Source organism: Methylobacterium indicum, from assembly GCF_017347565.1.
In the GTDB taxonomy this organism is placed as follows: domain Bacteria; phylum Pseudomonadota; class Alphaproteobacteria; order Rhizobiales; family Beijerinckiaceae; genus Methylobacterium; species Methylobacterium indicum.
The window spans coordinates 4978590-5003599 of sequence record NZ_AP024145.1; the positions used below are offsets into that span (position 1 = coordinate 4978590).

Below are 25010 nucleotides of genomic sequence, written 5' to 3' on the forward strand. Positions count from 1 at the left end.
CGGGGCGTTCTTGTTGGTGTGCCCCGGAGCGCCCCTTAAAACGGTTCGGCCGCTGCCGCCATATCGCGGCCGCTACATCACCGCGCCGATCTGCCAGGGCACGAACTCGGCATCGCCGTAGCCGAACCCTTCCGACTTGGTGCGCTCGCCGGACGCCACCCGCAGGATGGTCTCGAAGATCTGGCGGCCCTTCTCCTCGATCGAGGTGCCGTCGAGCACGTCGCCGCAATCGATGTCCATGTCGTCCTGCATCCGCCGGTACATCTCGCTGTTGGTCGCGAGCTTGATCGACGGGGTCGGCTTGCAGCCATAGGCCGAGCCGCGGCCGGTGGTGAAGCACAGCACGTTGGCGCCGCCCGCGACCTGGCCGGTGGCCGCCACCGGATCGAAGCCGGGCGTGTCCATGTAGACGAAGCCCTTCGCGGTCACCGGCTCGGCGTAGCGGTAGACGCCCGTCAGCGTCGTCGAGCCGCCCTTGGCGGTGGCCCCCAGCGACTTCTCCAGGATGGTGGTCAGCCCACCGGCCTTGTTGCCGGGGGAGGGGTTGTTGTTCATCTCGCCGCCGTTGCGGGCGGTGTAGGCCTCCCACCAGTGGATCATCTCGACGAGCTTGTGGCCGATCTCGGGGCTCGCGGCGCGGGCCGTCAGCAGGTGCTCGGCGCCGTAGATCTCCGGCGTCTCGGACAGGATCGCGGTGCCGCCCTCGGCCACCAGCCGGTCGACCGCCGCTCCCAGGGCAGGGTTCGCGGTGATGCCCGAATAGCCGTCCGAGCCGCCGCATTGCAGCGCCAGCATCAATTCGGAGGCCGGCACGGTCTCGCGCTTGGCCTTCGCCACCGCGGGCAGCATCTCGCGGAGCGCCGCGACGCCGGCCTCGATGGTGCGGCGCGTGCCGCCGGTATCCTGAATGGTGAAGCTGCGGAAGGTCTCGCTCTCCTCGATGCCGTAGGCGCGCTTCCAGCGGTCGATCTGCAGGCCCTCGCAGCCGAGGCCCACCATGATCACGCCGCCCATGTTCGGGTTGGCGGCGTAGCCCCACAGCGTGCGTTTGAGGATGTCGGCGCCCTCGCCCTGGATGTCGTAGCCGCAGCCGGTGCCGTGGGTGAGCGGGATGATGCCGTCGATGCCCGGAAACGCGTCGAGGAGGCCGGAGCGGCGGGCCTCCTCGGCGATGAAGCGGGCGACCGTGGCCGAGCAGTTCACGGAGGTGAGCACGCCGACATAGTTGCGGGTGCCGACCCGGCCGTCGGCCCGGCGGTAGCCCTCGAAAGTGGCGCGCTCGTTCTCCGGCACCATCGCGACGGGACGCGCTTCCTCGCAGAAGCGGTAGTCGCGGGCGAAGTCGCCCTTGGCCTCGCCGAGGCCGACATTGTGCTCGTGCACCCACTCGCCCGGGGCGATGGGCCGGTTCGCAAAGCCGATGATCTGACCGAACTTGCGGATCGGCCCGCCCTCGGGAATCGCCACCACGGCGAACTTGTGGCCCCGCGGCACCCGCGCGGAGGCGGTCACGCCCTCGACGACGGCGCCGGGCACGATCGGATCCACCGCCACCACGACGTTGTCCTCGTGGCTGAGGCGCACGATGCGGGGGTTGGTGGGGTGGAGCGGGGTGGGGGCGGACATGGATGGGACCTTGTGAGTCTGAAGGGGCACCATACGGCCGTGCGGTCCGTCGGGCCATTCTGCGTTTCGCGTGTCATGGAACGCGGGATCCCCTCTCCCGTGTGGGAGAGGGGTAGGGGCGATCGAAGATCGCGCAGGGTGTTATGGTCCTGAGGCAGGCTCCGACCGTCCCGCTACCAGCACCATGCTCAGCGATTTACACTGAGGCGTGTCACCCTCACCCCCGGCCCCTCTCCCACTCGGGAGAGGGGGGACCCGCGCCACTTCCTGTCCACTGAGTAGGTTCAATGCGCCAGGGCCTCCGCCTTGGCCCGCCCACCGAGATACGCCGCCCGGATGTCGTCGTTGGCCCACAGGTCCTGCGGCGCGCCGCTGAGCACCAGTTGCCCGGTCTCCAGCACGTAGCCGCGATCGGCGACCGAGAGGCCCATGCGGGCGTTCTGCTCGACGAGGAGCACGGTGGTGCCGCGTCGGCGCACCTCGGCGATGATGGAAAACACCGCCTGGACGATCACCGGGGCGAGGCCCAGCGACGGCTCGTCGAGGAGCAGGATGCGGGGTTTCGCCATCAGCCCGCGGGCCAGCGCCACCATCTGGAGCTGGCCACCCGAGAGCGTCCAGCCGAGCGCGTCGCCGAAGCGGCGGATGTCGGGGAAGAGCTCGAACATGCCCTCCGCCTCGTCCTTGATCTGGCGGGTCGAGAGTCCCTTCCGGTTCGAGGCGCCGAGCATGATGTTTTCGCGGACCGTGAGGCCCGGGAAGACCCGGCGCCCCTCCGGCACGTGCGCCACGCCGCGGCGCACGATCTCCTCGGGCTTCAGGCCCAGCAGCGACTGGCCCTCGAACAGGACCTCGCCGCCGGCCGGCTTCACCAGCCCCGAGATGGTCTTGAGCGTCGTCGACTTGCCGGCGCCGTTGGAGCCGAGCAGCGTCACGACCTCGCCGGCCTCGACCGAAAACGAGATACCGCGCACGGCCTCGATCTCGCCGTAGCGCACGGTCAGGTCGCGGATTTCCAGGAGTGCCATCGATCTCTCCTGTTTAGGCCGTCGCGAGGTCGGTCTTGAGGCCGACATTCGGCCCCTCGGTGCTCTCCTGGCCGAGATAGGCCTCGATCACCGCCGGCTCGCGCAGCACCGTGGCCGTCACCCCGTCGGCGATGCGCCGGCCGAAATTCAGCACCGTGATGTGGCTCGCCACGTCGCTCACCAGCGTCATGTCGTGGTCGATGATGAGGATGGTCAGGCCCTTGGCGGCCATCCGGCGTAGCAGCACCGTGAGCGCGTTCTTCTCGGTCGAGTTGAGGCCCGCCGCCGGCTCGTCGAGGAGGAGCAGCACCGGGTTGCCGGCGAGCGCCCGGGCGATCTCGACCAGCCGCTGGTGGCCGTAGGAGAACGACGCGATCGGCTCGTCGGCCCGCGCTTCGAGCCCGACGAAGGCCAGAGCCGCGCGGGCCCGCGCCTCCAGCGAGGCGCGATCCTGGGCGACGATGCCGTTGCCCGGCCGCTCGGCGCCGATCACCACGTTCTCGAGCGCGCTCATCGAGCGGAACAGGCGGATGTTCTGGAACGTCCGCCCGAGGCCCGAGGCCGCGCGCCGGTGCGGGGCGAAGCGGGTGATGTCCTGCCCGTCGAGCCGCACCCGGCCGCCGGTCGGGGTGTAGAGGCCCGACAGCACGTTGAGCGTCGTGGTCTTGCCCGATCCGTTCGGGCCGATGAGCGCGTGGATGCCGCCGCGGGCCACCGTGAAGCTCACCTCGTCGACGGCCTTCAGGCCGCCGAAATGCTTCGACAAGCCCTCGACCTGGAGCACCGGGGCGGCGGAGGCCGCGGCCTGCGTCAGCGTCAGCTCCTGCGCCCGGGGGGCGGCGGGTTTCTTCGGCCGCAGGCGCTTCACCTGGTCGCCGAGGAAGCCCCAGATGCCTTCCGGCATGAATACCACGATCAGGATCACGGCCAGCCCGTAGATCGCCAGGTAGAGGCCCGGGATCTCCTTCAGGAACCGCAGCCATTCGGGGATCAGGATCAGGAGCCCGGTGCCGATCACCGCGCCGACCGGCGAGCCGACGCCGCCGAGGAGCGCCATGGTGAGGAACACCACCGACTCGGCGAAAGAGAACTGGTCCGGGCTGATATAGGTGAAGCTGCCGGCAAACAGCCCGCCGCCGAGGCCCGCCAGAAGGGCCCCGATGGCGAAGGCCGCCACCTTGGTGCGGTAGATGTCGATGCCGGTGACGCCGGCCGCCAGCTCGTTGTCGCGCACCGCCCGCATGGCCCGGCCGAGCCGGGTCTTGGGCATCCGCCACACCGCGTAGGCCACCGCCGCCAGCACGACGACGCAGAGCGCGAGGTAGCTCTGGCCGTCGGTGAACAGGCCCGGCCGCTTGATGTTCGGCACGCCGTCCGGCCCGTGGGTGACGGGAATCCAGTTGATCATGATCAGCGTCAGGATCTGCTGGAACGAGATCGTCACCATGGCGAGGTAGTGGCCGCCGAGCCGCAGGGTCGAGGCGCCGAGCACCGCACCGAGGACGAGCGCGAGCGCGAGGCCGATCGGCAGGCAGAGCCAGAAGCTGATCCCGAGATCGACGGTGCCGAGGCCGACCGCGTAGGCGCCGATGCCGAAGAAGGCGGCCTGGGCGAGGTTGATCTGCCCGCAGAGACCCAGCACGACGGTGAGCCCGATGACCGCGATGGCGTAGGTCGCGGCCTGCATCAGGATGTTGAGCACGTAGCCGCTGAACGGCGTCGTGGCGGCGAGGAAGACCGCGACCGCGACCAGGCCCAGATAGGCGAGGGTGCCGAGGGGGAAGCGGCGGGCGGGAGCGTCGGACACCGGGTCCGCCGCGACGGGGCGAGGGGAGCCGGTCATGCTTTCTCCGCGATGCGTTCGCCGAAGATGCCCTGCGGGCGGAAGGCCAGGAAGGCGACGAGGACGATGAACGCGAAGGCGTCCTTGTAGGGCACCGAGATGTAGGCGGCGCCGAAGGTCTCGATGATGCCGAGAGCCAGCCCACCGATGATCGCGCCGGTCACGTCGCCGAAGCCGCCGATGATGGTGGCGGCGAAGGCCTTGAGCGCGATGGTGGCGCCCATCTGGATCGACACGAACAGCACGGGTGCCACCAGGATGCCGGCGATGCCCCCCAGAACCGCGCTGTACACGAAGGTCAGCATGATCATCCCGGCGACGGGTATGCCGAGCAAAGCCGCCATCTCCTTGTCCTGCGAGGTCGCCTGCAGCTTCTTGCCGATCAGGGTGTGCTCGAAGAACCAGTACTGGAACGCCACCAGCACCGCGGTGACGGCGATGATGAGCAGGTACTGGGTGTCGAGGAAGACCGGGCCGACCAGGAACCCTTGCGTCTCGAAGACCGGCGGCAGCACCTGCGGCTGCGGCCCGTAGAGGGCGAGCGTGGTGTTGGCGAGGAAGATCGAGGCACCGATGGTCGAGATGATCACCGGCAGGTAGGTGCGGTGGCGCAGGGGATAATAGACGCCGAGGTTGAACAGGGCGCCGAGCGCCGCCATGCCGCCGATGGCGAGCAGGAAGGACAGCCAGTACGGCCATTGCAGGTCGACGGCGAAGACCACCATCAGGAAGGCCGCCACCATCGAGAACTCGCCTTGTGCGAAGTTCACCACGTTGGTGGCGCGGAAGATCAGCACGAAGCCGAGCGCGACGAGCGCGTAGACGGCGCCGATGCCGATTCCCGTAAACAGAAGCTGGAGGATGAGGTCCATGCGGGCCCGCCCCGATCGGATGAGAAGGGTCGTGCCGCCGCGCGTGGCGCCGCGGCCGAGACGGCGTCGGGACGGCGCATCGCCGTCCCGCTCGGGGTCTTCCGAAGGTCAGGCCTTGTAGAAGTCGATGCGCTTGTCGAAGACGATGTTGCCCTTGTCGTTGCGCACCACGTTGTAGCCGTGCAGGCCGTCGCCGTTCTGGTCGAAGTTATAGGTACCCTCGGCGCCTTCGTGACCGCGGATGGCGAGGATCGCCTCGCGGATCGCCTTCGGGTCGGTCTTGCCGGCGGCGTTGATGGCCTTGGCCAGCACCGTCACGGCGTCGAAGGTCCAGGACGACTGGTTGTCGGGGGCGAGTTTCATCACCGCCCGGTAGGCCTTGCCGAAGTTGCGCGCCGCGTCGCTCGATTCCTCGGCGTAATCGGCCACCCCGTAGGTGTTGTAGAGCGAGGGGCCGGCGAGCTTGAGCGCCGTGACGTTGACGATCGAGGCCGAGCCGACCCAGGGCGCCTGCACGCCGAGCTGGCGCAATTGCCGGGCGAAGATGCCGAGGTCGTTCTCGAAGGTGAAGTAGGAGCCGATCACGTCGGCGCCGGACTGGCGGATCGCCAGAACCACCGGCGTGAAGTCCTGGCTCTGGTTGGTGTAGCCCTGGTCCAGCGCCACCGTCGCGCCGGCTTTGCCGAGCGCTTCCGTCAGCGCCTTGGCGCCGCTGGTGCCGAAGGCGTCGGTCGAGTGGATGATCGCCCACTTCTTCTTGGCGAGCGTCGTCACGCCGTATTCGGCGATCACCCGGGCCGAGAAGCTGTCGTTCGGGCGGAAGCGGAACAGCCAGGGATTGCCGAGCTGGGTCAGCACCGGATCGGTGCCGCCGAAGGCGACGGGCTTGCCGGTCTTGAGGATGTCGGGGGCCATGGCGTGGTTCTGGGTCGAGCGGATCGAGCCGAGGAACGCCACGAGATCGGGCTGGGAGGCGAGCTTCGAGAAGGCCAGCACGGCGCCCGGATTGGTGGTCTGGTCGTCCTCGGTGACGAGCTCCAGCGGCTTGCCGAGCACGCCGCCGGCCTTGTTGACCGCTTCCAGCGCGATCTTGGCGCCGTTCAGCGCGAAGCGGCCGGCATCGGCGCCGGGCCCGGTGACCGGCAGCACCATGCCGATCCGCACCGTGCCGCCCTGGGCGCTGGCGGGCCGGATGATCGACGGCGCGACGACGCCGGCAGCCGCGACCGTGGCCGCACTCTTCAGGAAAACGCGGCGCGTCGTCCTCATCGGCATGTTCCTCCCGTGGGAAAATGGCCGATGCTTCGAGGCCCGGCCTTGGAGCGGATGAGACACCGGCAGCGCTGCCATGTCCATCCCCTCCGCCTGTCCGCCCGGATTAAAAATGCCCGGGCAGATCTGCACCGGACGCCCTCGACCGCGGGCGCCGGCGCGGCCATTCTCCGGCGCGCCAGAATGCGCGGCCATCCCAACCGGCCGCCGGAACAATAGAAACCCAAACCAAGAAACCGGGAGGATTCTTTCATGCAGATCTCAGCCAGCGGCCTGACCGCCTATGTCCGGGACATCTTTTCCCGCGCGGGCTGCTCGGAAGCCGAGGCCGAGCGGATCGGCCGCTATCTCGTCGCCGCCAACCTGACCGGGCACGACAGCCACGGCGTGATCCGGGTGCCGCGATACGTCTCCTGGTTGCAGGAGGGCGAGGTCGAGGCCGACAAGACCCCCGAGGTGGTGACCGACGGCCCGGCCTTCGCGCTGGTCGACGCGCATTACGGCTTCGGCCAGACCGCCGGCCCGTTCGCGACCGAACTCGGCATCCGCAAGGCGCGGGAGAACGGCGTCGCCATCGTGGCGTTGCGCCATGCCGGCCATCTCGGCCGCATCGGCGAATGGGCCGAGCAGGCGGCCGCCGCCGGCCTCGTCTCGGTGCATTTCGTCAACGTGGCCGGCAGCCTCCTCGTCGCGCCCTTCGGCTCGGTCGACCGGCGCTTCTCGACCGCGCCCTTCGCGGCGGGGTTTCCGGTCCAGGGCGCCGAGCCGGTAATCCTCGACTTCGCCACCTCGGCGGTGGCCGAGGGCAAGGTGCTGGTGGCCTCGCAGGGCGGCAAGGCGCTGCCCGAGGGCGTGCTGATCGAGCCGGACGGTCAGCTCTCCAGCGACCCCGCGACGCTCTACGGCCCCCTCGACGGTCCGGAGCGCGACAATCTCAAGGGCGCCGGCGCGATCCGGGCCTTCGGCGAGCACAAGGGCTCGGGGCTGGCGCTGCTATGCGAACTGCTCGCCGGCGCGCTCACCGGATCGGGCACCGCGGGCCCGGGCGCGCGGCGGTTCTGCAACGGCATGCTGTCGCTCTACATGACGCCGGAGGCCTTCGGCTCCGAGGATGCGATGGTGCGCGAGACCCGCGCCTATCTCGACTTCTTCAAGGGCGCACGGCCGGTGCCGGGCGGCGAGGTGATGCTGCCGGGCGAGCCGGAGCGGCGCACCCGGGCCGCGCGCCTAGCCGAGGGCGTGCCGTTGCCGGATCCGGTCTGGGAGACGCTGCTGGCGGCGGGGCGGTCGTTTGGATTGGATGGGGAGGCGTATCGGGGGTGAGCTGAAGGCGGGCTTCTACGGAGGACAGTCCGCAGATCCTCCAGGCCTGGCCACCTTGCGATGAGTACGTTGTAAGCGTACCGTTTCACATGGATTTCGACTGGCATGACGAGAAGAACGAGAAGGTGCGCGCGGAGCGCGGCTTCGGCTTCGAGGATGCCGTCGGCATCTTTCTCGGCCGGATCGTCGAGTGGCAGGACCTGCGCCAAGCCTACGGCGAACCTCGCATGATTGCGGTCGGTGAGGTCGGAGGCAGGTTCTACACCGTCGTCTACACGGATCGAGGGCCGGTGCGCTGGATCATCACCGCCTGGCCCTCGAACAGGAAGGAGCGTACCCGATGGCGAAATTCAGTCTGAGCCAGGCGCTTCTGCACCGCCCTCAAGTCGACGAAGCCAAATTGGATGCAACGACCGAAGAGGATATCCGGGCCTATCAGGAGGAGGATGGCTTTGACCCCGAGTTCGAGCCGAAAGCGGTGCGGGTCGTGCCGGGTCCGCGGGACGTGCGGGTTCGACTCGGCCTGACGCAGCGAGAATTTGCGGAGGCGCTCCACATTCCTTTGGCGACGATCCGCAATTGGGAACAGGGCCGCACCGTGCCGGACGCCCCGGCCCGCGCCCTGCTAACCGTCGTGGCGCGAGAGCCGGAGGCTGCCTTCGCGGCGCTCGGCACCGGCGTCGTGCCGGATGATGTCGACGAGGCAGCCAAGTCACCGCTATCGCGGTAAGTTTTACAGATCGTCTCGCTCTTGCGGGAGGCCGTCATGAAGATCGCACAGCATGTTGTCTGGCATGCTGTCGATCACGCTGAGGATGGCAGAGAGATTGTCAGGGTGATCGGAAGGGATATTCTGGCCAACCTGCTGGCAGCTTCTGGATTCGATCTTGTCATGATGACGCACCGACCGCGAGCAGACATGCTGGTCCTCGTTCATTTTAGTCACGGTGCGAGCCATTGCGCCGCCTCCCCACTCGCGACCTTACCGAGCGCTCCCCGCCACGGCACCATCGCCTCATCGACTGGAAAACCACGAGACACCGCGCGCCGCTCCCCTACAATCCCCCCGTCCGGCACGAAGACCGGACGGGAGGAGACGAGTGATGAACCGACGTGACGTCCTCGCGGGCGCCGCCGCCCTGACCGCATCCACGGTCGCGGCACGGGCCGAAAGGCTGCCCCTCGGCGACCTGCCGGGCACCCGCTATCCCGACCCGCGGGTCGAGGCCCTGGACAAGCGCTTCCGCTACAAGGTCGGCAACGCCGCCATCGAGCGCATCGCCACCGGCTTCCGCTGGGCCGAAGGCCCGGTCTACTTCCGGGACGGCGGCTACCTCCTGTGGAGCGACATTCCCAACAACCGGATCATGCGCTGGCTCGAGAACGGCCATGTCAGCGTCTACCGGGCGAATGCGAACTACTCGAACGGCAACACCCGCGACCGGCAGGGGCGGCTCATCACCTGCGAGCACGACACCAGGCGGGTCACCCGCACCGAGCCCGACGGCACGATCACGGTGCTGATCGACAAATTCGACGGCAAGCCGCTCAACGCCCCCAACGACGTGGTGGTGGCCGCCGACAACGCGATCTGGTTCACCGATCCGGGCTACGGCATCGATGGGTTCTACGAGGGCCACAAGGACAAGGCGGAACTCCCGACCCGGGTCTACCGCCTCGATCCGTCGTCCGGCCAGGCCAAGGTGGCGGCCGAGGGCATCGACCGTCCGAACGGGCTCGCCTTCTCCCCCGACGAAAAGATCCTCTACGTCGTCGATTCCGGCGCCACCCATGGCGGCCGGGCCAACATCCGCGCCTTCAACGTCGAGGGCGACCGTCTCACCGGCGACCGGGTCTTCGCCGAAGGGTTTTCGCCGGGCTTCACCGACGGGGTGCGCACCGATGTCGACGGGAACGTCTGGTGCTCGATGGGCTGGGCCGACCCGAAGGAGGACGGAGTGCGCTGCTACACGCCGTCCGGCGACCTGATCGGCAAGATCCACCTGCCGGAGACCTGCGCCAATCTCTGCTTCGGCGGGCCGAAGAAGAACCGGCTGTTCATGGCGGCGAGCACGTCGATCTACGCGGTGTATGTGGAGACGCAAGGGGCGATGGTGCCGTGAGGAAGCGGATGCCTCCTCGTTAGGCCACGCCTTCTTTTCCGGGCCCAGGATGCGACCGCAGAAGGGCCCGGGACCTCGAGTCGGAACCGGCGGGGCGCTTCCAGTCTCGCAACGGCACCGAAAGCACCGCCGCCGCGCGGCGTTCCCTGGCCTGACGGCGTGGACGGCACGCACCGGCACCCGGGCGCCGGAACGCGACCGTCGGCCTCTCGTCCGAGGGGCCGTCCGCGGCGGGGTTTGGAATGGCCCCGGATCGGCAGGTCCCGGGGCGAGGCCGAGGCCGACGGTCGCGAGGACGGATCGCCGATGCTCTCAGGCGGTGATGAGCGCGGTATCGCCCGGTCGATGCGTCGGCGCGATCCCTCGGATCACCGATTCCGCGGTCTGGCCGCGGGTGCCGTAGAGCCATAGATCAATGCGGATTCCGCATCTCCCCAGTCCTGGCATCCATGACCGCCAGCCACGTGGCAATCGCGGATCCCTCGGGGCAAGCGAGGCACGAGGCCGGGACCGATCGATGAACGACGGCGTCGCCGTCATCCACGACCGTAGCGGCTCACTGCGGCGCCAGCGACACCCGGAAGAGCGTCCGCCCGGTCTCGTCGCGGACGTTCATGGCCAGGGCCGCCCCGGCGGACCGGGCCGGGTCGAGGGAGCAGGAGCGCAGGGCCTGGACGGCCTCGGCATGGGCGGCACCGGCATCGGTGAGGACGACCCCGATCGTGTCGCGGGCGTCCCAGGTTCCGGCTTCGAGGTCGAAGAAGTAGCGGTGCACGGCATGTCCTCCCTGCTCGCCCCGGTCTTGCCGGGCCCCACGACAATCGGCCTTAACGCAGGCTAAGCCTTGGCCTGCAAAGATCGGGCCGATTCGAGGCGGCGCCCAGCCCGGCCGAATCGGCGCGGCTCTTGCGAGACCCTATACCGCCAGCGGGAAGGGGCTCAAGCCGTGCGCTATACTTTAGGTTGTCGTCTCTCCTACGAGGTCGAGACGGAGACGGCTTTCATCTTCAACCTGGAGGTCGCACGGCAGGTGCGCCACCGCGCCCTCTCGGAGACGCTGCGTCTCTCGCCGGACCTTCCCCTGCGCCGGCACGAGGCACCGGAGACCGGCAACCGCTACGTCGCCGTCACGGTGCCGCCCGGCCGCTTCAGCCTCGACTACGAGGCCGCCGTGACGCTCGAGCCCCATCGGGCCGATCCGTCCGGCATCGGCGAGACGCCGGTGAAGGACCTGCCGCTCGCCATCCTGCCCTACCTGCTGCCGAGCCGCTTCGTCTCCTCCGACCGGCTCGCGCCCTTCGCCCAGGCCGAGTTCGGCGACGCCCCTCCCGGCTTCGAGCGGGTGAGCCGGATCTGCAACTGGATCCACGACCACATCGCCTATGTCCGCGGCGCCAGCGACGAGGAGACCACCGCCGACGAGACGCTTCTGAAGCGGGCAGGGGTGTGCCGCGATTTCGCGCATCTCGGCGCCGCGTTCTGCCGGGCCCTCGGCATCCCGGCCCGCTTCGTCAGCTGCTACGCCTACGGCCTGGTGCCGTGCGACTTCCACGCGGTGTTCGAGGCCTATCTCGACGGGCGCTGGTGGCTGTTCGACGCCACGCGGCAGGCCAACCTCGACGGGCTGGTGCGGATCGGCGTCGGGCGCGACGCGGCCGAGATCGCCTTCTCGACGCCCTTCGGCGAGATGAAACCGACCGGCATGGAGATCCGCATCGACCGGGCCGACGGGACGCCGGAGAGGGGCGAGCGCACGACCGCGGCGATCTCGACCGCGGAGGAGGGTCCTGACGCCGGGGGCGGCCTGCGCTAAGCAGACTTGCGTTGGCAAGCCAACGCTTCGCCCGCTCAGGTTCTTGTCGTGTCGCAGATTTTTGCCGCCGAACCGGTGTCCACTTCGGCGAAATCTGCTTAGGTTCCGCCCGGGAGGCCCCGCATGAGCTACCGCCACGTCGTCGGACCCCGGACCTTCGTCTTTGCCGACCTCGCCGAGCTGATGGCGAAGGCGAGCCCGCCGCGCTCCGGCGACCGGCTCGCGGGCCTCGCGGCGGAGAGCGCCGCGGAGGGCGTCGCGGCGCGCTGGTGCCTCGCGGAGGTGCCGCTCGCCGAGATCCTGGCCCGGCCGCTGATCCCCTACGAGGCCGACGACGTCACAAGGCTGATCCTCGACACCCACGACGCCGCCGCCTTCGGGCGCATCGGCCATCTGACCGTCGGCGATTTCCGAGAATTCCTGCTCACCGCCCCGCCCGAGACCCTGGCGGCGATCGCCCCCGGGGTGACGCCGGAGATCGCCGCCGCGGTGTCGAAGATCATGCGCAACCAGGACCTGATCCTGGTGGCCCGCAAGGCCCGGGTGGTCACCCGCCTGCGCAACACGATCGGGCTCCCCGGCACGATGGCGGTGCGCCTCCAGCCCAACCACCCGAGCGACGATCCCGCCGGCATCGCCGCGGCGATCCTCGACGGATTGGCCTATGGCTGCGGCGATGCCTGCATCGGCATCAACCCGGCCTCGGATTCGGTGCAGGGGCTCGCCGGCCTGCTGCACCTCCTCGCCGAGACGATCGAGCGCTTCGCCATCCCGACGCAGGCCTGCGTGCTCACCCACGTCACCACGACGCTGGAGGCGATGAACCGCGGCGTTCCGGTCGATCTCGTCTTCCAGTCGATCGCCGGCACGCAGGCCGCCAACGCCTCGTTCGGGGTCACGCTGCCGCTGCTCAAGGAGGCGCACGAGGCGGCCCTCGCCCTCAAGCGCGGCACGGTCGGCGACAACGTGATGTATTTCGAGACCGGCCAGGGCTCGGCGCTCTCGGCCGATGCCCATCACGGCATCGACCAGCAGACCCTGGAGGCCCGGGCCTACGCGGTCGCCCGCGCCTTCCGGCCGCTCCTCGTCAACACGGTGGTGGGGTTCATCGGACCGGAATACCTCTACGACGGCAAGGAGATCATCCGGGCCGGGCTGGAGGACCATTTCTGTGGCAAGCTGATGGGCGTGCCGCTCGGCGTCGACGTCTGCTACACCAACCACGCCGAGGCCGACCAGGACGACATGGACACGCTGCTGACGCTGCTCGGCACCGCCGGGGTGACCTACATCATGGGCATTCCCGGCGCCGACGACGTGATGCTGAACTACCAGTCGACCTCGTTCCACGACCAGCTCTACCTGCGCGAGGTGACGGGCCTGAAGCGGGCGCCGGAATTCGCCGCCTGGCTCGTCCGGATGGGCCTGACCGACGCGGACGGCGCGCTGCGGCCGGGCGGGGGCATGCCCCTGCTGGCAGGGCTCGCCGCGTGAGCCGCGAGGACGAGGCGGCGGGAGCCTGGCGGCGCCTCGCCGCCCTGACCCCGGCCCGGATCGCGCTCGGCCGGGCCGGCTCTGGCCTGCCGACCCGGGAGGTGCTGCGCTTCTCCCTCGCCCATGCCCAGGCCCGCGACGCGGTCCACACCCCCCTCGACGTCGAGGCGGTGCGGGAGGGGATCACGGCGCTCGGCTTCGAGACGCTGGTCGTAGCCTCGGCCGCGCCCGACCGGGCGACCTACCTGCGCCGCCCCGATCTCGGGCGCCGCCTCGACGAGGACTCCGCGGCGGCGCTCGCGGCGGCGGCAGGAAATCCGGTCGACCTCGCCCTCGTGGTGGCGGACGGCCTCTCGGCCCGCGCCGTCCACGAGGGAGCGGTGCCGCTGCTGGCGGCGCTCGCGCCGGCGCTGGCCGGCGCCGGACTGAGCCTCGCCCCGGTGGTGGTGGCCATGCAGGCCCGGGTGGCGCTCGGCGACGCGGTGGGGGCGCGGCTCAAGGCCCGCGCCGTCGCGGTGCTGATCGGCGAGCGGCCCGGCCTGTCCTCGCCCGACAGCCTCGGCGTCTACCTCACCTTCGGCCCGCGCCCCGGCCGCACCGATGCCGAGCGCAACTGCCTGTCGAACGTGCGCGCGGCCGGGCTCAGGCCGGACCTCGCGGCGTTCAAGCTGTCCTGGCTGATCGACCAGGCGCTGACCCGGGAACTGACCGGGGTATCGCTCAAGGACGAGAGCGACCGGCTGATCGAGGGACCGGCGGAGCGGCAGGCCCTGGGACGGTGAGGCGGTGTGCCGTGAGGCCCGGCGCCGATTCCCGCCTCACTCCGCCCGCAGCACCTGTCCCTGCAAGACCTGCTCGTCATGCCCGACGATCCGCAGGGTGGTCAGCGTCCCGGCCTCGACGCCCTCCGGCAGCCGCACCGGCAAGAAACCCTCGGTGCGCCCCGTGCCGCCGCGCTCGGCCAGCACCCGGCGGGTCTCGCCGATCTCGCGGTCGAGGCGCCGGGCGAAGGCGGCGGCGCCGGCCTCGCGCAGGCGGGCGGCGCGTTCCTTGATCACCACCGGGGCGACCTGCGGCATCCGCGCGGCCGGGGTGCCGGGGCGGGGCGAGTAGGGGAAGACGTGGAGCTGGGCGAGGTCGCATTCCACGACGAGGTCGAGGGAGCGGGCGAACTGCGCCTCGGTCTCGGTCGGGAAGCCGGCGATCAGGTCGGCGCCGAACACCGCATCGGGGCGAAGAGCCCGGATCTCGGCGCAGAACCGGATGGCGTCGTCCCGGCCGTGACGGCGCTTCATGCGCTTCAGGATCAGGTCGTCGCCGGCCTGGAGCGAGAGATGGAGATGCGGCATCAGCCGCGCCTCCTCGGCGAAGGCCGCCACCAGCTCGGGATCGGCCTCGACGGAATCGATCGAGGACAGGCGCAGGCGGTCGAGGTCGGGCACCCCGCGCAGGATCGCCCGCACCAGGGCGCCGAGGGTGACCTCGCCGAGGTCGCGGCCGTACGCCGTGAGGTCGACGCCGGTCAGCACCACCTCGCGGGTGCCCCCCGCCACGAGCGCACGGACCTGCCCCACGACGATCGGCACGGGCACCGAGCGCGAGTTGCCGCGCCCGAACGGGATGACGCAGAAGGTGCAGCGGTGATCGCAGCCGTTCTGCACCGGCAGGAAGGCCCGGGTGCGCGCCGGCATCGGCGTCGCGTCCGTCAGCGGATCGGCACCCGGCGCCATCACGTCGTCGATCCGCACCCGCTCGGACGACGATCGGGCCCAGGTCGCCGGGTCGAGCTTGCGGCGGTTGCCGACGATCTCGGCCACCTCCGGCATCGCGGCGTAGACGTCGGTCTCGACCTGGGCGCCGCAGCCCGTCACCACCACCCGGGCGTCGGGGTTCGCCCGCGCCGCCGCCCGGATCGCCTTGCGGGCCTGGCGACCGGCCTCGGTCGTGACCGCGCAGGTGTTGACGAGGAGGAGACCGGTGCGGCCCGCGCCTTCCGCCTGCCGGCGCATCGCCTCCGATTCGGCGGCGTTGAGGCGGCAGCCGAAACTCAGGACCTCCACGCTCACGCGGCGGCCTCGAACAGCGAGGGAGCGAAGGTGCCCTCGTGCTCCAGCTCGGTCGGGCCGGTCATGCGGACGTGGTCGTCCTCGCCCCAGGCGATACGCAGGTCGCCGCCCGGCAGGGTGACGGTGGCCTCGCGGTCGGTGAGGCGCAGGCGCGCGGCGGCGACGAGGGCGGCGCAGGCCGCGGTGCCGCAGGCCCGGGTCAGGCCGGCGCCGCGCTCCCAGACCTTCAGGCGGAGATGGCCGCGGTCGAGGACCTGGGCGAGCGAGATGTTGGCCCGGTCCGGGAAGATCGGGTGGCATTCGAGCAGCGGGCCGACCCGGGCGAGGTCGTAGGTCTCGGGGTCGCGCGCGACGAAGAACACCGCGTGCGGATTGCCCATGCTGACCGCCCCCGGCGAGTGCAGCACCGGATCGTCGATCGGCCCGACCTGCAGCTCGATGCGGCGGGTATCGGGAAAGGGTTCGGCGAGGGGGATCTCGTCCCACTTCAGGCGCGGCCGCCCCATATCGACGGTGAAGTCGACCGGCGACACCCGCACGACCGCGAGGAGGCCGGGCCGGGTCTCGAGAACCAGGTTCTCCCCCAAAGGCGGGCGCGCCATCGCGGGATCGTCCAGCATCGCCCAGGCGACGCAGCGGGTGCCGTTGCCGCAGGCGCCGGCCTCCGAACCGTCGGTATTGTAGATCCGGACGAAGGCGTCGGTGCCCGGGGTGACGGGGTCGTGCAGCACCATCATCTGGTCGAAGCGCGAGGCCGGATCGGCCGCGATCGCCCGGGCCTCGGCGGGCTGCACCCGCACGTCGCTCCCGCGCAGGTCCAGCACCACGATCTCGTTGCCGAGCCCGTTCATCTTGAGGAAGCGGCGATGGGCGAGGGGGGACACGGGCAGGGCTCTCCGACGGACGCACGAGATGGGGGCCGGTCGCTGTATGGACCAGAACCGGCCCGCAGGCGAGACGAGGGCGGGGCGAGGAGGGAGACGGGGCACATGGGAAGACGGGACCCATGGGAAGACGGGACCCATGGCGCTCACGGTCTCGCGATGACGGCGCAACGGCTTTGCGCTTGACGCGTTCGACCGGGCCGGCGATGCCGGCCCGTGCCAGAGCCGGCCAGACCGGCCCCGCCAGACCCCGGAGCGTTCCGCCCGTGATGAAGACCCGCCTCCCGACGATCGCGATCGGCCTCGCCGCGTCCCTGGCCTGCGGGGCCTCCGTTCTGGCCCAGCAGCCCGCCCCGGCTCCCGCCCCGTCGCCCGCCGCGCCCCCGGCCGCGACGCCCTCGCCGGCGCAGACGACGCCGCTGCCGACCACCACCGCCCCCGGGCCGGGCCCGGGCACCAACCAGGCGCCGACCCCGCCCGCACCCGAGAAGGCGCTGCCGCCCGGGACCCCGGCGGTGCCGCCCGCAGGCCAGGCGCCGTCGAGCGCCAACCGGCCGCCCCTCGTCGCCAATCCGGGCGACCCGTCGGACGTCGACGAGGTGACGCTGCCGGCCAAGCCCGCGGCGATCCTGTCCGGCAGCGCGAAGTGGGACCAGGCGGTGCCGAGCCTCAAGGACGCGATCGCCAAGGTCGAGGCGGCGCTGGCCCAGGCCGGCATCAAGGCCAACGGCAAGCCGATCTCGGTCTTCAATCGCACCGACGACGACGGCTTCCAGTACGAGGTGATGGTGCCGGTCGAGGCGGTGCCGAACCCGCGCCCGGCCGGCCTGCCCGACGACCTGCGCTTCGGCGCCACCCCGAGCGGCAAGGCCCTGCGCTTCACCCACAAGGGCCCCTACGAGGGCATCGACCAGACCTACGAGACGGTGACGGCCTATCTCGACGCCAAGGGCATCCTCGTCCAGGACGCCTTCGTGGAGGAGTACCTGACCCCGCTCGCGAGCCCGTCCGACGAGGCGCTGGAGGTCAACATCTACGCCCTGCCGAAATAGGGCGCGCCGGGCGCTTCCTCCCCCGGGCGACTTCTGCGGAAGCGGAGCCGAGACGGCGGCGGGGCCCCGAGCCCCGCTCCTATTTCATCGCCCGCACCCGGGCGAGGAAGGCGTCGTAGGTCTCCGGCGTCAGGATGCCGACGAGCTTTTCGCGGATGCGCCCGTCCGGCCCGATGACGAAGGTCTCCGGCACGCCGTAGACTCCGAGGTCGATGCCGACGCGGCCGGCCTCGTCGGCACCGACGGCGCGGAACGGGTTGCCGTGGCGCCCGAGGAAACGACGGCCGTTCTCGGGCTGGTCCTTGTAGTCGATGCCGACGAGGTTCACCCCGTCGCGGGAGAGCCGCATCAGCATCGGGTGCTCGATCTGGCAGGGCGCGCACCACGACGCCCAGACGTTGAGCACCGTCACCTTGCCCTTCAGGTCCGCCGTCGTCAGGCCCGGCACCGCGGCGCCGTCCGCCGCCAGGCCGGGGACCGGCGGCAGGACGAAGTCGGGCACCTGCCGGCCGATCAGCGCCGAGGGGATGGCCGAGGGGTCGTAGCCCTTGGTGAGCAGCTTGCCGAGGAAGATGCCGGCGAGCGCCGCGAAGGCGAGGAGCGGCAGCAGGAAGATCAGCCGGGAGCGGCGCGGCGCCTCGTCGGCGGGTTCGGCCGCGTCGGCCGGGTGCGGGGGAGCGCCGCTCACCGGGCGCCCCGCGCCGGCTCGTGCTTGAGGGGCTCCTTCGCCAAGCGGGCGAGCGCCCGCTCCTGCGCCCGCCGGTCGAGGATCGCGTGGGCGACGAGCCCGACGATCACCAGGGCGGTGAAGCCGTAGGCGCCGAGGATGAAGGCGGCGTGAGGTCCGAGATCCATGGTCAGGCCGCCTGCGGCGCCATCAGGGCGGCGTCGAGCCGCTCGGCTTCGAGGATCGTGAGCGTGCGCACGCGCCGGCGCAGGATCTCGGTGCGCATCGCCTGGAGATGCAGGGCGATGCCGAGCACCGAGGCGGCGGCGATCATGACGAGCAGGGGATAGAGCATCGAGGCGTAGATGGTCGGCCCGCCCATCCGCAGGATCGAGGCCGGCTGGTGCAGGGTCGACCACCAGTTCACCGAGAACTTGATGATCGGCAGGTTGACGGCGCCGACGAGGGTCAGGATCGCGACCGCCCGGGCAGCCCGGCTCGGATCCTCGATGGTCCGCCACAGGGCGAGGAGCCCGCAATAGATCAGGAAGAGCACCAGCATCGAGGTCAGGCGCGCGTCCCAGACCCAGTAGGTGCCCCACATCGGCTTGCCCCAGAGCGAGCCGGTGACGAGGCAGATCAGCGTGAAGGCGGCGCCGATCGGGGCGGCGGCGCGCTGCGCCACGTCGGCCAGCGGATGGCGCCAGATCAGGGTGCCGAGCGCCGAGACCGCCATGGCGCCATAGAAGAACACCGCCATCCAGGCCGCCGGGACGTGGATGTACATGATCCGCACCGTCTCGCCCTGCTGGTAGTCGGGGGGCACGACGAACCAGGTCAGGTACTGGCCGACCGCCAGCAGCACGACCGCGAGGCCAGCCACCCAGGGCAGCAAGGCCCCGGACCAGCGCATGAAGTGGCCGGGCTGCGCCAGCCGGGTGAGGAGACCCATCGCCATGGTCGCGGTGTAGCCCGTGCGGGGCGGCGCGGGCAATGCGGACGAACGGCGCAGACGGGCGAGACGCTTCGGGACGGGCCGCACCGGAACGAAGCGTGGCGGTGCCGGTTATCGCTGCGACTTGTCGCAAGGCACCGGAGTACCGCCGCGATGTTGAAATGGGCGATCATCTTCTTCGTGATCTCGCTGGTGGCCGGCGGCCTCGGCTTCACCAACGTGGCGTCGGGCGCCCGCGGCATCGCGCGGCTGCTGTTCGGGCTCTTCCTGGTGATCGCGGTGGTGATCGTGATCGCGGCGGTGGTCATGGGCCAAGCGGTGTTCTAGCGGCGGCGCTCCCCCGGTGCGCGGCGCCGGGGGAGGGTGCGCATGGCGTACGCGATTCGCGGAGCGGTGACGGACGATGCGGCGGAGATCAGCCGCGTCGTCCTCGCCGCGTTGCACGAGACCAACAGCCGTGACTACGGGCCCGAGACGATCGCGCGGATCGCCGGCGGCTTCACGCTGGAGGCAATCGCCGCGCAGATCGCGGCGCGACAGGTCTTCGTCGCCCTCGACAGCGACCGCATCCTCGGCACGGCGAGCCGCGACGGCCGGGTGGTGCGCGCCGTCTTCGTCGCCCCCGAAGCGCAGGGTCGCGGCATCGGCCGGTGCCTGATGGGCGAGGTCGACCGCGCCGCGCGGGCGGCGGGCGTGACGACCCTGACCCTGCAATCCTCGCTGACGGCGGTGGGCTTCTACGCGCGGCTCGGGTTCCGGGCGACACGCGAGCACCGGCACGGGGAGGAGCGGACGGTGGTCATGGAACGGGATGTTCCCACGACGGCATGACCACCGCGTTCCTGCAGACATGGCGCGATTGCTGCAGCACATATTTTCGTATATACGAAAATATGGAGGATACGAACCATGACGTTCGTGTGGGACGAGCCGAAACGACAGGCAAACCTCACGAAGCACGGTTTCGACCTCGCGGATTTCGAGGATGCATTCAGCTTCGAGCGCTTCCTCACCATCGATGCCGCACAAAGCGAAACCGGACGTGCCAGATTCAAGCTGATCGGCACTTGGTATGGAGAGGTCGTCGTGGTGGCGATCGTCTCTCCGCTCGGGTCGGAAGCCACCGCTGTCGTCAGCGTCCGCCGCGCCAACAAGACCGAGAGGGCCGCCTATGCCGTCCCATGACCGCGCACCCGGATACGTTCCGAACCCACTCTACTCGCAGGACGATTGGGATGAGGTCTCCGACACCCCGCCGCTGACGGGCGACGAGCTGGCGCGGGCGCGTCCGGGGCCCGACGGCATGCCGGACGAGATGGCGGCCGCGTTCCGGAGCCGTGCAGGCCGGCCAAGGTCGGAGACGCGGCGCGTTCCGGTGTCGTTGCGGATCGATCCCGAGATCCTCGAGACCTTCAAGGCCACCGGTCCGGGCTGGCAGACGCGCATGCACGAGGCGCTGGCCGAGGCGGCCCGAAAGCTGAGGGCGGCCTGAGCCTATTCCCCCCATCGCAACGCCGCCGCCGCCGCCAGCGTGCCGACCACCCCCGCCGCGAGGCTCAGCGCACCCAGGATCGCCAGCGGCGTCGCGAACGGCACGGTGCCGCCGAGCGCCGCGTCCGCCGCCGAGACGCCGAAGATCAGGGTCGGCACCATCAGGGGCAGCACCACCACGGCGAGGATCAGGCCGCCGCGGCGGATCGAGGCGGTGAGTGCCGCGCCGACGGCGCCGATGAAGGTGAGCGCCGGGGTGCCGACCAGCAGCGTCAGGCTGGTCGCCGCCATGCCGGTGGGGCTGAGCGCCACCAGGAGCCCGAAGAGCGGGGTCGCCAGCGCCAGGGGCAGGCCGGTGGTGAGCCAGTGCGCCGTGACCTTGGCCAGCACCAGGAGTTCGAGGGGCGCCGGGGCGCCGGAGAGGAGGTCGAGGGAGCCGTCCTCGTCGTCGGCCTGGAACAGCCGGTCGAGGCCGATCAGCGTCGCCAGCACCGCGGCGATCCACAGGATGCCGGGGCCGATCCGGGCGAGCAGGTTGAGGTCGGGCCCGAGGCCGAACGGCACCAGGGCGACGATCATCAGGAAGAACACCAGGGACAGGGCGCCCGAGCCGCCGATGCGGCCGGCGAGCCGCAGGTCGCGGGCGACCACCGCCAGGAAGGCGCGACCCATCACATCACCTCGGAGAAGGGATCGGCGGCGGCCTCCGACCGGCTGGTGCGGAAGGCTTCGACCGACAAGTCCCGCGCCTTCTCGAGCCCGAGCGCCTGGTGGGTGGCGGCGATGACGAGGCCGCCCCCCGCCAGGTGGGCCCGCATCAGCCCGGCGAGGGCGGCCTGCGAGGCGACGTCGAGGGCGGCGGTCGGCTCGTCGAGGAGCCAGAGCGGCCGGCGGCAGACGAGGAGCCGGGCGAGCGCCACCCGCCGGCGCTGGCCGGCCGAGAGATAGGCCACCGGCAGGCCGGCCGCGTGGGCGAGGCCGAGACGGGCCAGCGCCGCGCGGGGTTCGAGGTCGGCATCCCCCAGGAGGTCGCGGGCGAAGGCGAGGTTCTCCTCCGCGGTGAGCGCGCCCTTCAGGCCGTCGCGGTGGCCGACGACGTGGAGGCATTCGGGGATGGTGCGCTCGCCCACATCCTCGGCCACGAGCCGCCCGGCCTCGGGCCGCAGCCGCCCGGCGAGGATCGCCAGCAGCGACGACTTGCCGGCACCGTTGCGCCCGGTCACCGTCAGCGCCTCGCCGGCGGCCAGGGTGAAGGAGAGCCCGGCGAAGATGCGGCGGCCGGAGCGCCGGCAGGCGAGGTCCTCGGCGATCAGGCGCAAGGGCGGGGGTCCAAGGGCAAAGGCTCCAAGGGCAGAGGCTCCAAGGGGCAGAAGGCTCCGAGGGGCAGGGGGCTCCGCGGGCGGGAGGGACCGCCCGCGTTTACGCTATGCCTGCCCCGGCGAGAATGACCGATTGCGCGGCCGAGAGACCCGTAGCGGCCAGTTTCGAAGTGTTCTATACGCATCCCCGGCTGCGCCGCGCGACCTTCAGAGGCGTCCAAACCGTCCTTCGCGCATCCCAGTCCGGGCACCCCCGGGGCGGCGCGCGCACCGTCCGATTCTCAGCCGCAAGGCGAGGGCGGGCGGCACACGGGTGTTTCGTGCGTGGCGATCCCTTGGCGTCAGGCACGATCGATCCCGTCAGCGCATCCGGCCGAACACTTCTGAGTGGCGCGGGTCCTGCCTGCGCCGTGTTCGACAACCCCTCGCGAGGACCACGCCGTGGCATCGATCGACAGCTTCAAGGCCCGCCAGACCCTTCAGGCCGGCGCCAAGACCTACACCATCTACGCGATTCCCCAGGCCGAGAAGAACGGCCTGCCGGATGCGAGCCGCCTGCCCTTCTCGATGAAGGTGCTGCTGGAAAACCTGCTGCGCTACGAGGACGACCGCTCGGTCAAGAAGGCCGATATCGAGGCCGTGGTCGGCTGGCTCGAGAACCGCGGCAAGACCGAGGTCGAGATCGCGTTCCGCCCCTCCCGCGTGCTGATGCAGGACTTCACCGGCGTGCCGGCGGTGGTCGATCTGGCGGCGATGCGCGACGCCATGGTGGCGCTCGGCGGCGACCCGCAGAAGATCAACCCGCTCGTCCCGGTCGATCTCGTCATCGACCATTCGGTCATCGTCGACGAGTTCGGCACCCCGAAGGCGCTGGCCGACAACGTCGCGCTCGAATACGAGCGCAACGGCGAGCGCTACACCTTCCTGAAGTGGGGCCAGTCGGCCTTCGACAACTTTTCCGTCGTGCCCCCGGGCACCGGCATCTGCCACCAGGTCAACCTCGAGTACCTGTCGCAGACCGTGTGGACCAAGCCCTTCGAGGGCCATGAGGTCGCCTACCCGGATTCGCTCGTCGGCACCGACTCGCACACCACGATGGTCAACGGCCTCGCCGTGCTGGGCTGGGGCGTCGGCGGCATCGAGGCCGAGGCCGCGATGCTCGGCCAGCCGCTGTCGATGCTGATCCCCGAGGTCGTCGGCTTCAAGCTGTCGGGCAAGCTGCCCGAGGGCACCACCGCCACCGACCTCGTGCTCACCGTCACCCAGATGCTGCGCAAGAAGGGCGTGGTCGGCAAGTTCGTGGAGTTCTACGGTCCCGGCCTCGACGACATGTCGGTCGCCGACCGCGCCACGATCTCCAACATGGCGCCCGAATACGGCGCGACCTGCGGCTTCTTCCCGGTCGACCAGAAGACCATCGACTTCCTGAAGGTCACCGGCCGCGCCGACGACCGCATCGCCCTCGTCGAGGCCTACGCCAAGGCGCAGGGGATGTGGCGTGACGCCCAGACCCCGGACCCGGTCTTCACCGACACGCTGGCCCTCGACATGGGCGACGTGAAGCCCTCGCTCGCCGGCCCGAAGCGTCCCCAGGACCGCGTGCTCCTCGACGGCGCCAAGCCCGGCTTCGCCCAGTCGATGGAGACCGAGTTCAAGAAGGCGGCCGACATCGCCAAGCGCTATCCGGTCGAGGGGGCGAACTTCGACATCGGCCACGGCGACGTGGTGATCGCGGCGATCACCTCCTGCACCAACACCTCGAACCCGAGCGTGATGATCGGCGCGGGGCTGCTGGCCCGCAACGCGGTCGCCAAGGGCCTGCGCTCGAAGCCCTGGGTGAAGACCTCGCTCGCCCCGGGGTCCCAGGTCGTTGCCGAGTACCTGGACAAGGCCGGCCTGCAGCCGAGCCTCGACGCGCTCGGCTTCAACCTCGTCGGCTTCGGCTGCACCACCTGCATCGGCAATTCGGGCCCGCTGCCGGCGGCGATCTCGAAGTCGATCAACGACAACGACGTGGTGGCCGCCGCGGTGCTCTCGGGCAACCGCAACTTCGAGGGCCGGGTGAATCCCGACGTGCGGGCGAACTACCTCGCGTCGCCGCCGCTCGTCGTCGCCTACGCGCTCGCCGGCTCGATGCAGATCGACATCACCACCGAGCCCCTCGGCACCGGCTCGGACGGCAAGCCGGTCTACCTGAAGGACATCTGGCCCTCGACCGCCGAGGTTCAGGAGTTCATCGAGGCCAACATCACCTCGACCCTGTTCAAGTCGCGCTACGCCGACGTGTTCGGCGGTGACCAGAACTGGAAGGACGTCGAGGTCACCGAGGCCGAGACCTTCGCGTGGAACGGCGGCTCGACCTACGTCCAGAACCCGCCCTACTTCGTCGGCATGGAGAAGACCCCCAAGCCCGTGGAGGACGTGGTCAATGCCCGCATCCTCGGCCTGTTCCTCGACTCGATCACCACTGACCACATCTCGCCGGCCGGCAACATCCGGGCGGCGTCTCCGGCGGGCGCCTACCTGCAGGAGCACCAGGTCCGGGTGCAGGACTTCAACCAGTACGGCACCCGCCGCGGCAACCACGAAGTCATGATGCGGGGCACCTTCGCCAATATCCGCATCAAGAACCAGATGGTCCGCGACGAGTCCGGCAGCGTGGTCGAGGGCGGCTACACCCTCTACCAGCCGTCGGGCGAGCGGATGTTCATCTACGACGCCGCGATGCGCTACGAGCAGGAGGGCACCCCGCTGGTGGTGTTCGCCGGCAAGGAATACGGCACCGGCTCGTCGCGCGACTGGGCGGCGAAGGGCACCAAGCTGCTCGGCGTCCGCGCGGTGATCGCCGAGAGCTTCGAGCGCATCCACCGCTCGAACCTCGTCGGCATGGGCGTGGTGCCGCTGGTGTTCCAGGGCGACGCCTCCTGGGCCTCGCTCGGCCTGAAGGGCGACGAGACCGTGACGATCGAGGGCCTGGCCGGCGAGCTGAAGCCGCGCCAGACGCTCACCGCCAAGATCACCTCGGCCGACGGCTCGGTGAAGGAGGTCCCGCTGACCTGCCGCATCGATACGCTCGACGAGCTCGAGTACTTCCGCAACGGCGGCATCCTGCCTTACGTCCTGCGCCAGCTCGCGGCGTAAGGACCGGACAGGAGCCGCTCCCTCGGGGGCGGTCCTCCGCC

Annotated in this window: 27 protein-coding genes; 13 read left to right on the forward strand and 14 right to left on the reverse strand. The window is 70.4% G+C overall.

All coding sequences use genetic code 11. The features are described 5' to 3' along the window. Nucleotides 1–72 precede the first annotated feature (72 nt). The 5 genes from miv_RS23140 to miv_RS23160 form a co-directional block, all read right to left on the reverse strand. Nucleotides 73–1626, reverse strand: a complete 1554-nt coding sequence (locus miv_RS23140) for a UxaA family hydrolase (protein ID WP_048425622.1) — start codon at nucleotides 1624–1626, stop codon at nucleotides 73–75. Between the two features lie 284 nt (nucleotides 1627–1910). Then, on the reverse strand, nucleotides 1911–2654 hold the full coding sequence (locus miv_RS23145) for an ABC transporter ATP-binding protein (protein WP_058617817.1): 744 nt from the start codon (nucleotides 2652–2654) through the stop codon (nucleotides 1911–1913). Between the two features lie 13 nt (nucleotides 2655–2667). Next, nucleotides 2668–4497 (reverse strand): branched-chain amino acid ABC transporter ATP-binding protein/permease, encoded by a 1830-nt coding sequence (locus tag miv_RS23150; RefSeq protein WP_207179130.1) that lies wholly within the window; start codon nucleotides 4495–4497, stop codon nucleotides 2668–2670. Beyond that, nucleotides 4494–5369: a branched-chain amino acid ABC transporter permease gene (locus tag miv_RS23155; protein ID WP_048425624.1), complete on the reverse strand. Its 876-nt coding sequence runs from the start codon at nucleotides 5367–5369 to the stop codon at nucleotides 4494–4496. The genes miv_RS23150 and miv_RS23155 overlap by 4 nt, the downstream gene beginning before the upstream one ends. A gap of 108 nt (nucleotides 5370–5477) precedes the next feature. After that, nucleotides 5478–6638 (reverse strand): ABC transporter substrate-binding protein, encoded by a 1161-nt coding sequence (locus miv_RS23160; protein WP_058617816.1) that lies wholly within the window; start codon nucleotides 6636–6638, stop codon nucleotides 5478–5480. 255 nt (nucleotides 6639–6893) lie between these two features. Here miv_RS23160 and miv_RS23165 point away from each other — a divergent pair, with 255 nt between their 5' ends. The 3 genes from miv_RS23165 (at nucleotide 6894) to miv_RS23175 (ending at nucleotide 8694) form a co-directional block, all read left to right on the forward strand. Continuing rightward, complete coding sequence (locus miv_RS23165; RefSeq protein ID WP_058617815.1) at nucleotides 6894–7964, forward strand: malate/lactate/ureidoglycolate dehydrogenase; 1071 nt, start codon at nucleotides 6894–6896, stop codon at nucleotides 7962–7964. 89 nt (nucleotides 7965–8053) lie between these two features. Then, complete coding sequence (locus tag miv_RS23170; RefSeq protein ID WP_048425627.1) at nucleotides 8054–8323, forward strand: BrnT family toxin; 270 nt, start codon at nucleotides 8054–8056, stop codon at nucleotides 8321–8323. After that, nucleotides 8305–8694 (forward strand): helix-turn-helix domain-containing protein, encoded by a 390-nt coding sequence (locus miv_RS23175; RefSeq protein ID WP_048425628.1) that lies wholly within the window; start codon nucleotides 8305–8307, stop codon nucleotides 8692–8694. The genes miv_RS23170 and miv_RS23175 overlap by 19 nt, the downstream gene beginning before the upstream one ends. Before the next feature lie 3 nt (nucleotides 8695–8697). On the opposite strand, the gene miv_RS23180 is transcribed toward miv_RS23175, so the two are convergent. After that, nucleotides 8698–8922, reverse strand: coding sequence for a hypothetical protein (locus tag miv_RS23180; RefSeq protein ID WP_048425629.1), 225 nt, complete (start codon nucleotides 8920–8922; stop codon nucleotides 8698–8700). Between the two features lie 145 nt (nucleotides 8923–9067). Between miv_RS23180 and miv_RS23185 the strand changes: the two genes are divergently transcribed. Further along, a complete protein-coding gene (locus tag miv_RS23185) occupies nucleotides 9068–10087 on the forward strand; it encodes an SMP-30/gluconolactonase/LRE family protein (RefSeq protein WP_082171874.1) in 1020 nt (339 codons plus the stop codon). Nucleotides 10088–10643: 556 nt separating this feature from the next. On the opposite strand, the gene miv_RS23190 is transcribed toward miv_RS23185, so the two are convergent. Further along, nucleotides 10644–10862: a DUF6894 family protein gene (locus miv_RS23190; protein ID WP_048425630.1), complete on the reverse strand. Its 219-nt coding sequence runs from the start codon at nucleotides 10860–10862 to the stop codon at nucleotides 10644–10646. 171 nt (nucleotides 10863–11033) lie between these two features. Here miv_RS23190 and miv_RS23195 point away from each other — a divergent pair, with 171 nt between their 5' ends. From miv_RS23195 to eutC, 3 genes are all read left to right on the forward strand, one after another. Further along, nucleotides 11034–11900 (forward strand): transglutaminase-like domain-containing protein, encoded by an 867-nt coding sequence (locus miv_RS23195; RefSeq protein WP_048425631.1) that lies wholly within the window; start codon nucleotides 11034–11036, stop codon nucleotides 11898–11900. A 123-nt stretch (nucleotides 11901–12023) separates the two neighbouring features. Beyond that, nucleotides 12024–13394 (forward strand): ethanolamine ammonia-lyase subunit EutB, encoded by a 1371-nt coding sequence (locus miv_RS23200; protein WP_207179132.1) that lies wholly within the window; start codon nucleotides 12024–12026, stop codon nucleotides 13392–13394. Beyond that, complete coding sequence (gene eutC / locus miv_RS23205; protein WP_207179134.1) at nucleotides 13391–14176, forward strand: ethanolamine ammonia-lyase subunit EutC; 786 nt, start codon at nucleotides 13391–13393, stop codon at nucleotides 14174–14176. The genes miv_RS23200 and eutC overlap by 4 nt, the downstream gene beginning before the upstream one ends. A 36-nt stretch (nucleotides 14177–14212) precedes the next feature. On the opposite strand, the gene mtaB is transcribed toward eutC, so the two are convergent. After that, nucleotides 14213–15460 carry a tRNA (N(6)-L-threonylcarbamoyladenosine(37)-C(2))-methylthiotransferase MtaB gene (gene mtaB, locus miv_RS23210; protein WP_207179139.1) on the reverse strand — a complete coding sequence of 416 codons (1248 nt, stop codon included), beginning with the start codon at nucleotides 15458–15460 and terminating at the stop codon, nucleotides 14213–14215. Then, on the reverse strand, nucleotides 15457–16344 hold the full coding sequence (gene dapF / locus miv_RS23215) for a diaminopimelate epimerase (RefSeq protein ID WP_207179140.1): 888 nt from the start codon (nucleotides 16342–16344) through the stop codon (nucleotides 15457–15459). Before dapF ends, mtaB begins: the two co-directional genes overlap by 4 nt. A gap of 269 nt (nucleotides 16345–16613) precedes the next feature. On the opposite strand from dapF, the gene miv_RS23220 reads away from it, so the two are divergent. Then, entirely contained in the window at nucleotides 16614–17396 is a 783-nt protein-coding gene (locus miv_RS23220; protein WP_244748666.1) for a GyrI-like domain-containing protein, read from the forward strand. A 79-nt stretch (nucleotides 17397–17475) separates the two neighbouring features. On the opposite strand, the gene miv_RS23225 is transcribed toward miv_RS23220, so the two are convergent. From miv_RS23225 to miv_RS23235, 3 genes are read right to left on the reverse strand one after another with little or no spacing between them, the layout of a single operon-like run. Further along, nucleotides 17476–18084 carry a DsbE family thiol:disulfide interchange protein gene (locus miv_RS23225; RefSeq protein ID WP_207179141.1) on the reverse strand — a complete coding sequence of 203 codons (609 nt, stop codon included), beginning with the start codon at nucleotides 18082–18084 and terminating at the stop codon, nucleotides 17476–17478. Then, the gene (gene ccmD, locus miv_RS23230) at nucleotides 18081–18251 is read right to left on the reverse strand and encodes a heme exporter protein CcmD (protein WP_082711618.1); all 171 of its coding nucleotides are present in this window, start codon (nucleotides 18249–18251) and stop codon (nucleotides 18081–18083) included. The genes miv_RS23225 and ccmD overlap by 4 nt, the downstream gene beginning before the upstream one ends. 2 nt (nucleotides 18252–18253) lie before the next feature. Continuing rightward, nucleotides 18254–19021 (reverse strand): heme ABC transporter permease, encoded by a 768-nt coding sequence (locus tag miv_RS23235; RefSeq protein ID WP_207183606.1) that lies wholly within the window; start codon nucleotides 19019–19021, stop codon nucleotides 18254–18256. 150 nt (nucleotides 19022–19171) lie between these two features. Here miv_RS23235 and miv_RS23240 point away from each other — a divergent pair, with 150 nt between their 5' ends. The 4 genes from miv_RS23240 to miv_RS23255 all read left to right on the forward strand — a co-directional run bounded on the left by miv_RS23240 (nucleotide 19172) and on the right by miv_RS23255 (nucleotide 20510). After that, nucleotides 19172–19345, forward strand: coding sequence for a DUF1328 domain-containing protein (locus miv_RS23240; protein ID WP_207179143.1), 174 nt, complete (start codon nucleotides 19172–19174; stop codon nucleotides 19343–19345). A gap of 42 nt (nucleotides 19346–19387) precedes the next feature. Further along, on the forward strand, nucleotides 19388–19849 hold the full coding sequence (locus miv_RS23245; RefSeq protein ID WP_207179145.1) for a GNAT family N-acetyltransferase: 462 nt from the start codon (nucleotides 19388–19390) through the stop codon (nucleotides 19847–19849). A gap of 78 nt (nucleotides 19850–19927) precedes the next feature. Further along, entirely contained in the window at nucleotides 19928–20203 is a 276-nt protein-coding gene (locus miv_RS23250; RefSeq protein ID WP_058619617.1) for a BrnT family toxin, read from the forward strand. Then, complete coding sequence (locus tag miv_RS23255; protein WP_048429185.1) at nucleotides 20190–20510, forward strand: BrnA antitoxin family protein; 321 nt, start codon at nucleotides 20190–20192, stop codon at nucleotides 20508–20510. The genes miv_RS23250 and miv_RS23255 overlap by 14 nt, the downstream gene beginning before the upstream one ends. Before the next feature lie 2 nt (nucleotides 20511–20512). Here miv_RS23255 and ccmB read toward each other — a convergent pair whose 3' ends face one another. After that, nucleotides 20513–21181: a heme exporter protein CcmB gene (gene ccmB / locus miv_RS23260; RefSeq protein WP_207179146.1), complete on the reverse strand. Its 669-nt coding sequence runs from the start codon at nucleotides 21179–21181 to the stop codon at nucleotides 20513–20515. Next, on the reverse strand, nucleotides 21181–21828 hold the full coding sequence (ccmA, locus tag miv_RS23265) for a heme ABC exporter ATP-binding protein CcmA (protein ID WP_207179148.1): 648 nt from the start codon (nucleotides 21826–21828) through the stop codon (nucleotides 21181–21183). The genes ccmB and ccmA overlap by 1 nt, the downstream gene beginning before the upstream one ends. 441 nt (nucleotides 21829–22269) lie before the next feature. On the opposite strand from ccmA, the gene acnA reads away from it, so the two are divergent. Continuing rightward, complete coding sequence (gene acnA, locus miv_RS23270) at nucleotides 22270–24969, forward strand: aconitate hydratase AcnA (protein ID WP_048429182.1); 2700 nt, start codon at nucleotides 22270–22272, stop codon at nucleotides 24967–24969. Nucleotides 24970–25010 lie beyond the last annotated feature (41 nt).

Bases quoted from the DNA above. Each gene is read 5' to 3' on its own strand.
- miv_RS23140 (WP_048425622.1), bottom strand. From the start codon at position 1,626: ATGTCCGCCCCCACCCCGCTCCACCCCACCAACCCCCGCATCGTGCGC.
- miv_RS23145 (WP_058617817.1), bottom strand. From the start codon at position 2,654: ATGGCACTCCTGGAAATCCGCGACCTGACCGTGCGCTACGGCGAGATC.
- miv_RS23150 (WP_207179130.1), bottom strand. From the start codon at position 4,497: ATGACCGGCTCCCCTCGCCCCGTCGCGGCGGACCCGGTGTCCGACGCT.
- miv_RS23155 (WP_048425624.1), bottom strand. From the start codon at position 5,369: ATGGACCTCATCCTCCAGCTTCTGTTTACGGGAATCGGCATCGGCGCC.
- miv_RS23160 (WP_058617816.1), bottom strand. From the start codon at position 6,638: ATGAGGACGACGCGCCGCGTTTTCCTGAAGAGTGCGGCCACGGTCGCG.
- miv_RS23165 (WP_058617815.1), top strand. From the start codon at position 6,894: ATGCAGATCTCAGCCAGCGGCCTGACCGCCTATGTCCGGGACATCTTT.
- miv_RS23170 (WP_048425627.1), top strand. From the start codon at position 8,054: ATGGATTTCGACTGGCATGACGAGAAGAACGAGAAGGTGCGCGCGGAG.
- miv_RS23175 (WP_048425628.1), top strand. From the start codon at position 8,305: ATGGCGAAATTCAGTCTGAGCCAGGCGCTTCTGCACCGCCCTCAAGTC.
- miv_RS23180 (WP_048425629.1), bottom strand. From the start codon at position 8,922: ATGGCTCGCACCGTGACTAAAATGAACGAGGACCAGCATGTCTGCTCG.
- miv_RS23185 (WP_082171874.1), top strand. From the start codon at position 9,068: ATGAACCGACGTGACGTCCTCGCGGGCGCCGCCGCCCTGACCGCATCC.
- miv_RS23200 (WP_207179132.1), top strand. From the start codon at position 12,024: ATGAGCTACCGCCACGTCGTCGGACCCCGGACCTTCGTCTTTGCCGAC.
- miv_RS23220 (WP_244748666.1), top strand. From the start codon at position 16,614: ATGAAGACCCGCCTCCCGACGATCGCGATCGGCCTCGCCGCGTCCCTG.
- ccmD (WP_082711618.1), bottom strand. From the start codon at position 18,251: ATGGATCTCGGACCTCACGCCGCCTTCATCCTCGGCGCCTACGGCTTC.
- miv_RS23235 (WP_207183606.1), bottom strand. From the start codon at position 19,021: ATGGCGATGGGTCTCCTCACCCGGCTGGCGCAGCCCGGCCACTTCATG.
- miv_RS23240 (WP_207179143.1), top strand. From the start codon at position 19,172: ATGTTGAAATGGGCGATCATCTTCTTCGTGATCTCGCTGGTGGCCGGC.
- miv_RS23245 (WP_207179145.1), top strand. From the start codon at position 19,388: ATGGCGTACGCGATTCGCGGAGCGGTGACGGACGATGCGGCGGAGATC.
- miv_RS23250 (WP_058619617.1), top strand. From the start codon at position 19,928: ATGACGTTCGTGTGGGACGAGCCGAAACGACAGGCAAACCTCACGAAG.
- miv_RS23255 (WP_048429185.1), top strand. From the start codon at position 20,190: ATGCCGTCCCATGACCGCGCACCCGGATACGTTCCGAACCCACTCTAC.
- ccmB (WP_207179146.1), bottom strand. From the start codon at position 21,181: ATGGGTCGCGCCTTCCTGGCGGTGGTCGCCCGCGACCTGCGGCTCGCC.